At 63.2% G+C, this 11,750-nt stretch carries 12 protein-coding genes; 9 read left to right on the top strand and 3 right to left on the bottom strand.

Going from position 1 to position 11,750, the window contains the following annotated elements:
* The first annotated feature begins 189 nt into the window (after nucleotides 1–189).
* Nucleotides 190–1,218, top strand: coding sequence for an alpha/beta fold hydrolase (locus ACXR0M_RS19195; protein WP_458833350.1), 1,029 nt, complete (start codon nucleotides 190–192; stop codon nucleotides 1,216–1,218).
* Between the two features lie 20 nt (nucleotides 1,219–1,238).
* Here ACXR0M_RS19195 and ACXR0M_RS19190 read toward each other — a convergent pair whose 3' ends face one another.
* A complete protein-coding gene (locus tag ACXR0M_RS19190) occupies nucleotides 1,239–2,261 on the bottom strand; it encodes a GlxA family transcriptional regulator (RefSeq protein WP_458833349.1) in 1,023 nt (340 codons plus the stop codon).
* A 75-nt stretch (nucleotides 2,262–2,336) separates the two neighbouring features.
* Nucleotides 2,337–3,254 carry a LysR family transcriptional regulator gene (locus ACXR0M_RS19185; protein WP_458833348.1) on the bottom strand — a complete coding sequence of 306 codons (918 nt, stop codon included), beginning with the start codon at nucleotides 3,252–3,254 and terminating at the stop codon, nucleotides 2,337–2,339.
* 125 nt (nucleotides 3,255–3,379) lie between these two features.
* Between ACXR0M_RS19185 and ACXR0M_RS19180 the strand changes: the two genes are divergently transcribed.
* The 5 genes from ACXR0M_RS19180 (at nucleotide 3,380) to phnE (ending at nucleotide 7,184) form a co-directional block, all read left to right on the top strand.
* Nucleotides 3,380–3,784: a RidA family protein gene (locus tag ACXR0M_RS19180; RefSeq protein ID WP_458833347.1), complete on the top strand. Its 405-nt coding sequence runs from the start codon at nucleotides 3,380–3,382 to the stop codon at nucleotides 3,782–3,784.
* A 151-nt stretch (nucleotides 3,785–3,935) separates the two neighbouring features.
* A complete protein-coding gene (locus ACXR0M_RS19175; protein ID WP_458833346.1) occupies nucleotides 3,936–4,805 on the top strand; it encodes a putative selenate ABC transporter substrate-binding protein in 870 nt (289 codons plus the stop codon).
* Complete coding sequence (locus tag ACXR0M_RS19170; protein WP_458833345.1) at nucleotides 4,802–5,599, top strand: phosphonate ABC transporter ATP-binding protein; 798 nt, start codon at nucleotides 4,802–4,804, stop codon at nucleotides 5,597–5,599. Before ACXR0M_RS19175 ends, ACXR0M_RS19170 begins: the two co-directional genes overlap by 4 nt.
* On the top strand, nucleotides 5,593–6,420 hold the full coding sequence (locus ACXR0M_RS19165) for a PhnE/PtxC family ABC transporter permease (protein ID WP_458833344.1): 828 nt from the start codon (nucleotides 5,593–5,595) through the stop codon (nucleotides 6,418–6,420). The genes ACXR0M_RS19170 and ACXR0M_RS19165 overlap by 7 nt, the downstream gene beginning before the upstream one ends.
* Complete coding sequence (gene phnE / locus ACXR0M_RS19160; protein ID WP_458833343.1) at nucleotides 6,417–7,184, top strand: phosphonate ABC transporter, permease protein PhnE; 768 nt, start codon at nucleotides 6,417–6,419, stop codon at nucleotides 7,182–7,184. The genes ACXR0M_RS19165 and phnE overlap by 4 nt, the downstream gene beginning before the upstream one ends.
* Nucleotides 7,185–7,193: 9 nt before the next feature.
* On the opposite strand, the gene ACXR0M_RS19155 is transcribed toward phnE, so the two are convergent.
* A complete protein-coding gene (locus tag ACXR0M_RS19155) occupies nucleotides 7,194–7,967 on the bottom strand; it encodes a helix-turn-helix domain-containing protein (RefSeq protein WP_458833342.1) in 774 nt (257 codons plus the stop codon).
* Between the two features lie 191 nt (nucleotides 7,968–8,158).
* Between ACXR0M_RS19155 and ACXR0M_RS19150 the strand changes: the two genes are divergently transcribed.
* From ACXR0M_RS19150 to ACXR0M_RS19140, 3 genes are read left to right on the top strand one after another with little or no spacing between them, the layout of a single operon-like run.
* On the top strand, nucleotides 8,159–9,787 hold the full coding sequence (locus ACXR0M_RS19150; protein ID WP_458833341.1) for an APC family permease: 1,629 nt from the start codon (nucleotides 8,159–8,161) through the stop codon (nucleotides 9,785–9,787).
* A gap of 22 nt (nucleotides 9,788–9,809) precedes the next feature.
* Nucleotides 9,810–10,736, top strand: coding sequence for a 4-hydroxyproline epimerase (locus tag ACXR0M_RS19145; RefSeq protein ID WP_458833340.1), 927 nt, complete (start codon nucleotides 9,810–9,812; stop codon nucleotides 10,734–10,736).
* A gap of 51 nt (nucleotides 10,737–10,787) precedes the next feature.
* On the top strand, nucleotides 10,788–11,735 hold the full coding sequence (locus ACXR0M_RS19140) for a dihydrodipicolinate synthase family protein (RefSeq protein WP_458833339.1): 948 nt from the start codon (nucleotides 10,788–10,790) through the stop codon (nucleotides 11,733–11,735).
* The last annotated feature ends 15 nt before the right edge of the window (nucleotides 11,736–11,750 follow it).

Raw genomic sequence — 11,750 nt, 5'->3', positions numbered from 1 at the left:
AAAGCACCTGCGCCAGCGCAGTAGTCGTGTATCGCAGTGTGTACAGACGCGCCAGCGATACACGCGCAGGTGTTTCGGCGTTTTTTCGACATGAGCCAGATACTCCCCGGCGTTGCAATGCCTGCACGGTTTGCAAGGCTCGGCCCGAACCGCCACTCCCATAGAAGGCTGGCCAAGGAGACATTCCCCATGAAAATCGCAATCCACCACAGCCGCTCAATCCTCGCCCTCGCCCTGTTCGGCGCGATGGCGGCGACGCAGGTGCAAGCCGCCGCACAAGCAGAATCCAGCAGCAAAAGCGTCAGCTACTCCGCACCCTCACCGTTCGGCCCGCTCAAGCATGTGAAAGCCGGGCTGCTGGACGTGGCGTACGCCGAAACCGGTCCGGCGCAGGGTCCGGTGGTGATTCTGCTGCACGGCTGGCCGTACGACATTCACAGCTACGACGCGGTGGCGCCATTGCTCGCCGCCAAGGGTTATCGGGTATTGATGCCGTATGCGCGGGGTTATGGCGACACGCATTTCCTCTCGGCGCAGACCCCGCGCAACGGCCAGCCGGCGGCGCTGGCCAGCGACGTGATCGACTTCATGGACGCGCTGAACATCCGCCAAGCGGTGCTCGGTGGCTACGACTGGGGCGCACGATCGGCGGACATCGTTTCGGCGCTGTGGCCGGAGCGGGTCAAGGCACTGGTGTCGGTCAGCGGCTACCTGATCGGCAATCAGGCCGCCGGGCAAAACCCGCTGCCGCCGAAAGCGGAATTGCAGTGGTGGTATCAGTTCTACTTCGCCACCGAGCGTGGCCGCGACGGCTACCGCAAAAACACCCACGATTTCGCCAAGCTGATCTGGCAACTGGCCTCGCCGAAGTGGGCGTTCGATGACGCCACCTTCGAGCGCAGCGCCAAGGCCCTGGAAAACCCCGATCACGTCGAGATCACCGTGTTCAACTACCGCTGGCGGCTAGGACTGGTGCAGGGCGAAGCGAAATACGCGGCGCTGGAACAGAAACTCGCCGCCGCGCCATCAATCAGCGTGCCGACCATCACCCTCGAAGGCGATGCCAACGGCGCACCGCACCCAGCGCCCGAGGATTACGCCAAGCGCTTCACCGGCAAGTATCAGTTCCGCCTGATCAACGGCGGCATTGGCCACAACCTGCCGCAGGAAGATCCGCAGGCGTTTGCCCAGGCGGTGATCGACGCCGATCACCTCTGAAACCGGCGCAAACGTCTGGGCTATTTGACCAGACGTTTTTCCTTGGACGGCCGATAGCCGAAAAACGCGCTGTAGCATTTGCTGAAATGGCTTGGGGAAACAAACCCGCAGGCCACCAGCACTTCCATCTGCGACAGCTCGGTGTGCTGCAACAGGCGCCGGGCTTCGGTGATGCGCAGTTCCAGGTAATAGCGCTGCGGCGTGGTGCCCAGTTGTTCCTTGAACAGTCGCTCCAGCTGCCGCCGCGAGCGCCCGGCATACACCGCCAGTTGCTCCAGTTCCAGCGGTTCTTCGAGGTTGGCGTCCATCAGTTTGACCACCTCGCGCAACGGCGCGCTGACGCAAAGATTTTCGTCAGGCTTGATCCGCCGATAGCGCGATTCCTCGAACGCCAGAATGTCCTCGATGCCTTCGACCAGTGCCTTGCCGTGCAAACCCTTGATCCAGTCCAGCGCCATGTGGAAAGCCCCGGACGGACTGGACGCGGTAAGCCGGTCACGATCGATCACATAGGGTTCGCTGCTGACTTGGGTGGACTTGGCAATCTCCGTCAGCGCCGGACGATGTTCCGGATGAATCGCGCAACGATAACCGTCGAGCAATCCGGCGCGCCCAAGAAACCAGGCACCGTTCCATAAACCGGCGAGGCTGACCCCGCGTTCCGCGGCCGCGCGCAACAGGTTGATCAACTCTTCGCTGGCCTTGAGCTCCGTGCGGTAACCGCCGCACACCACCAGCAGATCCAGCTCGGCAAGGCTGGCCGGTTCAATGCGCGCATCCGGACGAATGACCAAGCCCAGATCGCTGATCACCTCGCCCTCGCCCAGGCCGAAAGTGCGCGAGGCAAACAGCCCGGCGCGCAGCAGGTTGGCGGTGATGATGGTGTCCAGCGCCTGGGTGAAGGCCGGCAGCGAAAAGTGTTCCAGCAGCAGAAAACCGGTGCGAGTGAGGCGCGAATCTGCGGAGTGCTCGTTCAGATAGCGCAGGTTTTTACCCTTCATGCCTCCGCTGAATTGACGTCGTTCGATCAAGGTCTGGCCCATCGGTCATGTTGTTATGCGCCGATAGTTGGCTCGATGGGCCAAAGAGTCAATCACGCTAGCGTTTGAGCAACAACCTCAACGAACAATGACCGGCGCATGCTGCGCCATCACCTCGACGATCCAGTCGATGAACACCCGCAGTTTCAGGCTGACATGCCGATTCGGCGGGTACGCCACGTAGAGCGGCATCGCTTCCAGTTGCCAGTCCGCGAACAGCGGCACCAGTTCACCGCGTGCGACGTGCACGTCGGACATGTACCGTGGCAACCACAACACGCCCATACCAGCAAGACCCGCCGCCAGATAAGCGTTGCCATCATCGACCGCCAGGACATGCCGGCCCTTGACCAACAAACGCTCATCGCCGTTGTGCAACGCGTAAGCCAGGGGTCGGCCGGTGCGCGCCCAGAGAAACGCCACCACGCGATGCTCCGAATCCTCGAGTTCCAGCGGATGCAGCGGCGTGCCGGCGCGAGCCAGGTAACTCGGCGCGGCGAACACCCCGAGTTGCAGATCCGCCACGCGCCGGGCCATCAGCGACTGATCCAGCAACTCACCGCCGCGCACCACGCAATCGACGTTCTCATCAATGATGTCGACGATGCGATCGCTGACGCCCATGTCGATCTGGATGTCCGGATAGCGCTGGTGAAAATCCGGCAACGCCGGGATCAGAATCAGCCGTGCCAACGGACTCGGCACATCGACTCGCAGGCGTCCCTTGGGGAACGCTGAGGCGCCGGACAGTCCCGTCTCGGCCTCCTGCAGATCCGCCAGCAAGCGGATCACCCGCTGATAGTAGAGCGCGCCATCGGCGGTGACATTGACCTTGCGCGTGGTGCGATTGAGCAACCTGACCCGCAGCCGCGCCTCCAGTTGCTGCACCAGTTGCGTCACCGTGGTCTTGCTCATGTGCAGGGTCTCGGCGGCCTTGGTGAAGCTGCCCGCCTCGACCACCCGGGCGAACGCCTGCATTGCATCGAAACGGTCCACTTTTCGCCCTCTGATTGTTTGGCATCCGCAAACAGTGAAGGCCAAGGTTGCGCGTTTATCGCCGCCGCGCAAGCCCCTACAGTCGCTCCATCGCCAACTTATCAGCCAATGATGGAGACACACCCATGACCCAGCGCGACGTCGTTTTCCCGCCAGCCCGCCACGCCCTGTACGAGCGCCATCGCTACTCGCCGGCAATCCGCTCCAACGGTTTTCTGTTCGTCTCCGGACAAGTCGGCAGCCGTGAAGACGGCTCCCCCGAACCGGACCTGCAGAATCAGGTGCGCCTGGCCTTCACCAACCTGAATGCGATCCTCAAGGCCGCCGGCTGCAGTTTCGACGACGCTGTGGACGTGACGGTGTTCATGATCGATCCGCAAACAACCTTCGAAACCATCTGGGAAGTGGTCCCGGAATTTTGGGGCAACGCGCCCTATCCGACCGTTACTGCGGTTGGCGTGACCTGGCTGGCGGGGTTTCAGTTTGAGATCAAGGTGATCGCCAGACTGGCGGAAAATCATCCAGCGTGACCTGAGGTAAAACATCGTCCGACACCGCGGCTGGCCTTTGACTGCCCGGCTGCGTATAACCTCGCCGTTTCGTCTAACCTGATTGAGCCCCCGGGCGCGACACCTCGCGCCGGGGCGCTTAGAATGCGACGCTCATGAAACGGAGATTTCCATGCTCAAACGCACCCTCGCACTGACCGCTGGCCTGGCCCTGTCTTTTTCCGCTCTGGTGGCGCACGCCGCCGATGTGCTGCGGGTCAGCGCGATTCCCGATGAAGCGCCGACCGAATTGCTGCGCAAGTTCGAACCATTGGGGGCTTATCTGGAGCAGCAACTGGGGATGAAAGTGCAGTTCGTGCCGGTGGCCGATTACCCGGCGGTGGTCGAAGCGCTGGCGACCGATCGCCTCGACATGGCCTGGCTGGGTGGTTTCACCTTTGTTCAGGCACAGCTGAAAACGCAGGGCGAAGGCAAGACTTCGGTGATTCCGCTGGTCCAGCGCGAACAGGATGCGCAGTTCACCAGCAAGTTCATCACCGCCGACCCGAATGTGAAAAGCCTCGCTGATCTCAAGGGCAAAACCTTCGCTTTCGGCGCGGTGTCGTCCACCTCCGGCAGCCTGATGCCGCGCTACTTCATGCTGAAGAACGACAACATCAAACCTGAAGGCTATTTCAGCCGCGTCGCCTACTCTGGCGCGCATGACGCCACCGTCGCCTGGGTTCAGGCCGGCAAGGTCGATGCCGGTGTGCTGAACGCCAGCGTCTGGCAGAAACTGGTGGACGCCGGCAAGGTCGACACGACCAAGGTCAAGGTTTTCGCCACCACCCCGGCCTACTTCGATTACAACTGGACCGTGCGCGGCACCCTCGATCCGGCACTGGCGGCGAAGATCAAAAAAGCCTTCCTCGCCCTCGACCCGGCCAACCCGGAACAGAAGAAGATTCTGGATCTGCAGGCAGCCAGTCGTTTCATCGACACCAAGCCCGAGAATTACAAGGGCATCGAGGAAGCAGCTCGCGCCGCCGATCTGTTGAAATGACCCTGAGCCTCACACAAGCTCGCCTGCACCACACCAACGGGGTCGACGCGCTACGCGGCGTCGATCTGCAGATTGACGCTGGTGAACAGGTGGCAATCATCGGCCCGTCCGGGGCCGGCAAGTCGAGTCTGTTGAACCTGCTGGCCACCGCGTTGCGTCCCAGCAGCGGAGAGATCGAGGTGCTGGGCGAACGGCCCTGGCACCTCTCCGCCCGGCAGCGCCAACGCCTGCGCGCGCGCATCGGTCTGGTGCATCAGGCCCCGCCGCTGCCGCCACGCCAACGCGTGGTAACCGCGGTGCTGGCCGGCAAACTCGGCCAGTGGAGCCTGGGCAAAAGCCTGTTGAATCTGCTGCATCCACTGGACATTCCCGGCGCCCGTGCCGCCCTCGTGAAGCTGGATCTGGGCGACAAACTGTTCGCCCACTGTCAGCAATTGTCTGGCGGGCAACTGCAGCGCGTGGGCATTGCCCGGGTGCTGTATCAGGCGCCGGAGATTCTGCTGGCGGATGAACCCGTTTCGGCGATGGACCCGGTGCTGGCCGGGCACACGCTGTCGATCCTCGCGCAACACGCCAAGGCGCATCGCGTCACGCTGGTGGCGAGCCTGCACGCGGTGGAGCTGGCCCTCGCGCACTTTCCGCGAATCATCGGTTTGCGCGACGGCCGGATCCTCTTTGACAGCCCGGCCGAACAGGTCAGCCGCGACATGCTTGATGCGCTGTACGCCAACGAACAATTGCAAAGCCCGACAACGCCCAGTGCGCCACTGATTGTGCAGATTCCGCGATGCTGAAGGCCGATTCACGCGACCCGGCCAGCGCGCCGCGATTGCTGCTGACGTTGTTGGCGCTTGCCTTGCTGTGGCCGGGCATTCAGCTCAGCGAACTGGACCTCGGTGTGCTGCTGCACAGTGACAGCCAGAGCGAGATGGGCCGGTTTATCTCGGGCTTCTGGCCACCGGCGCACGACGCCGAATTTCTCCAGTTGCTGCTCAAAGCCACCCTGCAAACCCTGGCCATCGCCACCGCGGGCATGGCCTTGGCTTTGCTGCTGGCAGTGCCAGCCAGCCTGCTTGCCAGTCGCGCACTGTCACTGTCGGCGGCGTCACGCGGCGGCGTTCCGAGCCGGCTCGGGCGCTTGTTGCGTTGGCCGGTACGCGGGCTGCTGATCTTCCTGCGCAGCGTGCCGGAAATCGTCTGGGCGCTGCTGTTCGTCCGCGCTGTGGGCTTAGGCCCGGCGGCGGGTGTGCTGGCGATCGCCATCACCTACAGCGGCATGCTCGGCAAGGTTTACGCGGAGATTTTCGAGTCCACTGATCAGCGTCCGGCGCATGCCTTGATGCAGGCCGGCAGCGGTCGGCTCGCAGGTTTCGCTTACGGCATTTTGCCGAATGTCGCGGCCGAGCTTTTGTCGTACACGGTCTATCGCTGGGAGTGCGCGATTCGGGCCTCGGTGGTGATGGGCTTTGTCGGCGCCGGCGGCCTCGGACAACAGATCGATTTGTCGTTGCGCATGTTCGCCAGCGGTGAAGTGGCGAGCATGTTGCTGACCTTCCTGCTGCTGGTGCTCGGCGCCGACCAACTCAGCCGTCTGCTGCGCTGGAGGCTGACATGAACCGCCTGCTCAATCTGCTGCTGATGGTGGCGATCGGCGCGGCTGTGGTCGCCTCGTTCGGCTATCTGCAACTCGACCTCGATGAATTGGGCAGCAGCACCAGCCTCAAGCAGATGGGCGCCTACGCGCAGCGTTTTTTCAGCCCGGACCTGAGCGCCACGCACCTGCAAGCGATCCTCAAAGGATCAGCGGAAACCCTCGCCATGTCGGCCCTCGGCACGCTGCTCGCGGCGCTGTTCGGCATCCTCTTGGCGCTGCCTGCCGCCGGGCGTTTCGGCTGGCCGCTGCAAAGCGCTTCGCGCCTGCTGCTCAACGGTCTGCGGGCGATTCCGGAACTGGTGTGGGCGGCGTTGATGGTACTCGCCGCCGGCCTCGGGCCGAATGCCGGCACCCTGGCGCTGGCGTTGCACACCACTGGGGTGCTCGGTCGGCTGTTCGCCGAAGCCCTGGAAAACACCCCGCCCGAACCTGCCGAAGGGATTCGCTTGCAGGGCGGCAATCCGTTCCTCGCGTTCTGCTACGGCACCCTGCCCAACCTCGCCCCGCAGTTGCTCGCCTATTGCCTGTACCGCTGGGAAAACAACATTCGCATGGCCAGTGTGCTGGGCTTTGTCGGTGCCGGCGGACTGGGGCAGATGCTGTATGTCAGCCTCAGCCTGTTTCAGGAGGCGCAGGCGAGTACGGTGATTCTGGCGATGCTGATTCTGGTGCTGGGCGTGGATTCGCTGAGTGCCTGGAGCCGGCAGCGTTGGGTCAAGGCCTGACGGACTCCTTCACGGCGCCGTCGCCAACCGATACTCGCGCGGGGTAAACCCGGTCGAGGCCTTGAACTGCCGAGTGAACGCGCTGTGGTCGGTATAACCGCACTGCAGCGCTACTTCAGTGATCGGCAAGTCGCCGTGCAACAGCCGATGCGCATGCTCCAGACGGACTTTCTGGATCATCTGCCGCGGCGTCAGATGGAACACCCGCTTGCAGTAGCGCTCCAGTTGCGCCACGGAAATCCCGGCGATGCGCGTCAGTTCGCCAAGGCTGACGCGACGATTGAAATTCGCCCGAATGTACTCGTCCACTGCCGCCAGCCGTTGATAGGCCGGATGGGTTTCGCTGGCGGTTTGCAAATCCACGGAAATCCCGGCGAGGCCGATGATCCGGTTGTCGCGGTCGTACAGCGGACGCTTGTGCGTCAGGCACCAGCCCGGTTCGCGACTGCCGTACAGATGCAGTTCCAACTGATCCTCCAGCACCCAGCCCTCCTCCAGCACCCGTCGATCCTGCTCGGTATAGCCCGGGCCCAATTGCGCCGGAAACACCTCGGCGCTGGTCTTGCCGAGCAATGGCCGCAAGTCTTTCAAACCACAGCGCTGCACCAGCGTGCGGTTGGCCATGACGTAACGCGCCTGCAGATCCTTGATGAAGATCGCCGCGTTGGGAATCACGTCGAGCATCGGTAGCAACAGCGCCATCCCCGCCAGCAAATCATCAAGGGTCTGCGGCCGGCTCGCCTCGTTTTGCTGGCTGAGGATCGCAAAGGCGTTGTGTGGCATGTCTCTTACTCCCAGCCGATTTGCACGCAGATTGCCCCATGGCTGACGGCCTGTCGAGCCGGGCCTTTGGTGTTGGCCATTGTGCTGATTTCGTCATCGCTGCCGGCAAAAAACATCAATCGCGCCGCATTCGATGAGTTCACTGTAACGCCACTGCACGCCCCTCCAACAACCAACAAGAAGGCGACGCTATGACAGGCCAAGGCAAGTTCAAGAAACAACTTTCACTGATAGACCTCACGTTCATCGGGCTGGGGGCGATCTTCGGTTCGGGCTGGTTGTTTGCCGCCAGTCACGTGTCTGCCATCGCAGGTCCCGCAGGGATTTTCTCCTGGCTGCTCGGCGGCTTTGCGGTGTTGCTGCTGGGCATCGTCTACTGCGAATTGGGCGCCGCACTACCCCGTGCTGGCGGTGTGGTGCGCTACCCGGTTTATTCCCACGGGCCGCTGCTCGGCTACCTGATGGGCTTCATCACCCTGATCGCGTTTTCCAGTCTGGTGGCGATCGAAGTGGTCGCCTCGCGACAATATGCGGCGGCGTGGTTTCCCGAGCTGACCAAGGCTGGTTCCAGCGATCCGACAATACTTGGCTGGTTCGTGCAATTCGGCCTGCTATGCGTGTTTTTCCTGCTCAATTACCGCAGCGTGAAAACCTTCGCCATGGCCAACAATCTGGTCAGCGTGTTCAAGTTCATCGTGCCGCTGCTGGTGATCGGCGTACTGTTCACCTTCTTCAAACCGGCGAATTTCCAAGTGCATGGCTTTGCTCCGTTCGGCCTGTCCGGGATCGAAATGGCGGTGTCGGCCGGCGGGGTGATCTTCGCCTATCTGGGCCTGACGCCGATCATTTCGGTGGCCAGTGAAGTGAAGAATCCGCAACGCACGATTCCGATTGCGCTGATCCTCTCGGTGCTGCTCTCCACCGCGATCTACGTGCTGCTGCAAACCGCATTCCTCGGCGGCATCCCGACGGAAATGCTCGCCAATGGCTGGGCCGGCGTGGCCAAGGAACTGGCCCTGCCGTATCGCGACATCGCCCTGGCCCTGGGCGTCGGCTGGCTGGCGTATCTGGTGGTGGCGGACGCGGTGATCTCACCCAGCGGCTGCGGCAACATCTACATGAACGCCACCCCGCGAGTGATCTACGGCTGGGCGCAGACCGGAACCTTCTTCAAGCTCTTCACCCGCATCGATGAAAAATCCGGCATTCCGCGCCCGGCACTGTGGCTGACCTTTGGCCTGTCGGTGTTCTGGACCCTGCCGTTCCCGTCATGGGAAGCGCTGATCAACGTGGTCTCCGCTGCGCTGGTCTTGAGCTACGCGGTGGCGCCGGTGACCGTTGCTGCGCTGCGTCGCAACGCGCCGGACATGCCGCGCCCGTTCCGGGTCAAGAGCATGGGCGTGCTCGGCCCGCTGTCGTTCATCATCGCCGCGCTGATCGTCTACTGGTCGGGCTGGAGCACCGTGTCGTGGCTGCTCGGTCTGCAAATCCTGATGTTCGTCATTTACCTGCTGTGTGGCCGCCTGGTGCCTACCGCGCACCTAAACCTGGCTCAGCAAGTGCGCTCGTCGGCGTGGCTGATCGGCTTCTACGCGCTGACCATCGTCCTCTCCAAGCTCGGCAGCTTCGGCGGTATCGGTGTGCTCAGCCATCCGTTCGACACATTGATCGTCGCGGTTTGCGCGCTGGGCATCTACTACTGGGGCGCCGCCACCGGCGTACCGGCGCAGCTGATTCGCCTGGAAACCGAAGACGACGAAAGCGAAGCCGCGCAATCCTCAACCCGCACCGTCAGCGGCCAACGCCCGGCGCACGCCTGACTTTTATCCAAGGGACGCAATCATGAAGCGACTGCACATCATCGACTCCCACACCGGCGGCGAACCCACGCGGCTGGTGATGCAAGGTTTCCCCGAACTGCCCGGCGCCAGCATGGCCGAGAAGCGCCACGCCTTGCGCGAAGGCCACGATCAATGGCGCCGCGCCTGCCTGCTGGAACCGCGCGGCAATGACGTACTGGTTGGCGCGCTGTACTGCGCGCCGGTGTCGCCGGACGCCACCTGCGGGGTGATCTTCTTCAACAACGCCGGCTACCTCGGCATGTGCGGCCACGGCACCATCGGCCTGATCAACTCGCTGCAGCACCTGGGCCGTATCGAACCCGGCGAGCACAAGATCGACACCCCGGTCGGCCCGGTCAGCGCCACGTTGCATGAGGACGGCACGGTGACCCTGCGCAACGTGCCCGCCTACCGCCATCGCCAACAGGTGCCGGTGGATGTGCCCGGTTACGGCCGCGTGCTTGGCGATATCGCTTGGGGCGGCAACTGGTTTTTCCTCGTCTCCGATCACGGCCACGACCTGCAGATGAGCAACGTCGAGACCCTGACCGATTACACCTGGGCGCTGCTCAAGGCGCTGCAAGCCCAAGGCATTCACGGCGAGAACGGCGCGCTGATCGATCACGTCGAACTGTTCGCCGACGACGCTCACGCCGACAGCCGCAACTTCGTCATGTGCCCGGGCAAGGCCTACGACCGCTCGCCGTGCGGTACCGGCACCAGCGCCAAACTGGCCTGCCTGGCCGCCGACGGCAAACTCGCCGAGGGCCAGATCTGGACTCAGGCGAGCATCACCGGCAGCCAGTTCACAGGCCACTTCGAATGGGAAGGCGAGCGCGTGCGCCCGTACATCACCGGCCGCGCCTACATGACCGCCGACGCCACCCTGCTGATCGACGAACAAGACCCTTTCGCCTGGGGCATCTGACCTGCCCCGTTTTTTAACCGATCTGAATCAATGATGCGAGGAGCTACAACCATGAGCGATAACATCTTCACCGGCTGCATTCCGGCCCTGATGACCCCGTGCACCGCCGCGCGCAAGCCGGACTTCGACGCGCTGGTGGCCAAGGGCCGCGAGCTGATCGATATCGGCATGAGTGCGGTGGTTTACTGCGGTTCGATGGGCGACTGGCCGCTGCTGACCGAGGCCGAGCGTCAGGAAGGCGTGGCGCGGCTTGTCGCCGCCGGGGTTCCGACCATCGTCGGCACCGGCGCGGTCAACAGCCGTGAAGCAGTGGCCCATGCGGCGCATGCGGCGAAAGTCGGCGCGCATGGCCTGATGGTGATTCCGCGCGTGCTGTCCCGTGGTGCCTCGGCGACCGCGCAGAAAGCCCACTTCGCCGCCATTCTGCAAGCCGCGCCGAACCTGCCGGCGGTGATTTACAACAGTCCTTATTACGGCTTCGCCACCCGCGCCGAGCTGTTCTTCGAGCTGCGCCGCGACTACCCGAACCTGATCGGTTTCAAGGAGTTCGGTGGCGCCGCCGACTTGCGTTACGCCGCCGAGAACATCACCTCGCAAGACGATGCGGTGACGCTGATGGTTGGCGTCGATACGCAAGTGGTGCACGGTTTCGTCAACTGCAACGCCACCGGCGCGATCACCGGCATCGGCAACGCCCTGCCCCGCGAAGTCCTGCAATTGGTGGCGCTGAGCAAGCAGGCGGCCAAGGGCGACGCCAAGGCCCGGCGTCTGGCGCGCGAGCTGGAAGCGGCGCTGGCGGTGCTGTCGTCGTTCGATGAAGGCTGCGATCTGGTGCTGTATTACAAGCACTTGATGGTGCTCAACGGCGACCGCGAGTACGCGCTGCATTTCAACGAAACCGATGTTCTGAGCGACGCCCAGCGCCGCTACGCCGAGGCGCAGTACGCGCTGTTCCGCCAGTGGTACAAAAACTGGTCCGCCGAACACAACGTCGCCTGACCGCTGGCCCTGCCC

It is taken from the genome of Pseudomonas sp. Eth.TT006 (assembly GCF_054456575.1).
This window is presented reverse-complemented; position numbering and strand designations above follow the sequence as displayed.

What these genes read in the sequence shown, in the direction of transcription:
- ACXR0M_RS19195 (WP_458833350.1), top strand. Translation starts at nt 190, where the DNA reads ATGAAAATCGCAATCCACCACAGCCGCTCAATCCTCGCCCTCGCCCTG.
- phnE (WP_458833343.1), top strand. Translation starts at nt 6,417, where the DNA reads ATGAACCGCCTGCTCAATCTGCTGCTGATGGTGGCGATCGGCGCGGCT.
- ACXR0M_RS19150 (WP_458833341.1), top strand. Translation starts at nt 8,159, where the DNA reads ATGACAGGCCAAGGCAAGTTCAAGAAACAACTTTCACTGATAGACCTC.
- ACXR0M_RS19170 (WP_458833345.1), top strand. Translation starts at nt 4,802, where the DNA reads ATGACCCTGAGCCTCACACAAGCTCGCCTGCACCACACCAACGGGGTC.
- ACXR0M_RS19180 (WP_458833347.1), top strand. Translation starts at nt 3,380, where the DNA reads ATGACCCAGCGCGACGTCGTTTTCCCGCCAGCCCGCCACGCCCTGTAC.
- ACXR0M_RS19140 (WP_458833339.1), top strand. Translation starts at nt 10,788, where the DNA reads ATGAGCGATAACATCTTCACCGGCTGCATTCCGGCCCTGATGACCCCG.
- ACXR0M_RS19155 (WP_458833342.1), bottom strand. Translation starts at nt 7,967, where the DNA reads ATGCCACACAACGCCTTTGCGATCCTCAGCCAGCAAAACGAGGCGAGC.
- ACXR0M_RS19165 (WP_458833344.1), top strand. Translation starts at nt 5,593, where the DNA reads ATGCTGAAGGCCGATTCACGCGACCCGGCCAGCGCGCCGCGATTGCTG.
- ACXR0M_RS19145 (WP_458833340.1), top strand. Translation starts at nt 9,810, where the DNA reads ATGAAGCGACTGCACATCATCGACTCCCACACCGGCGGCGAACCCACG.
- ACXR0M_RS19190 (WP_458833349.1), bottom strand. Translation starts at nt 2,261, where the DNA reads ATGGGCCAGACCTTGATCGAACGACGTCAATTCAGCGGAGGCATGAAG.
- ACXR0M_RS19175 (WP_458833346.1), top strand. Translation starts at nt 3,936, where the DNA reads ATGCTCAAACGCACCCTCGCACTGACCGCTGGCCTGGCCCTGTCTTTT.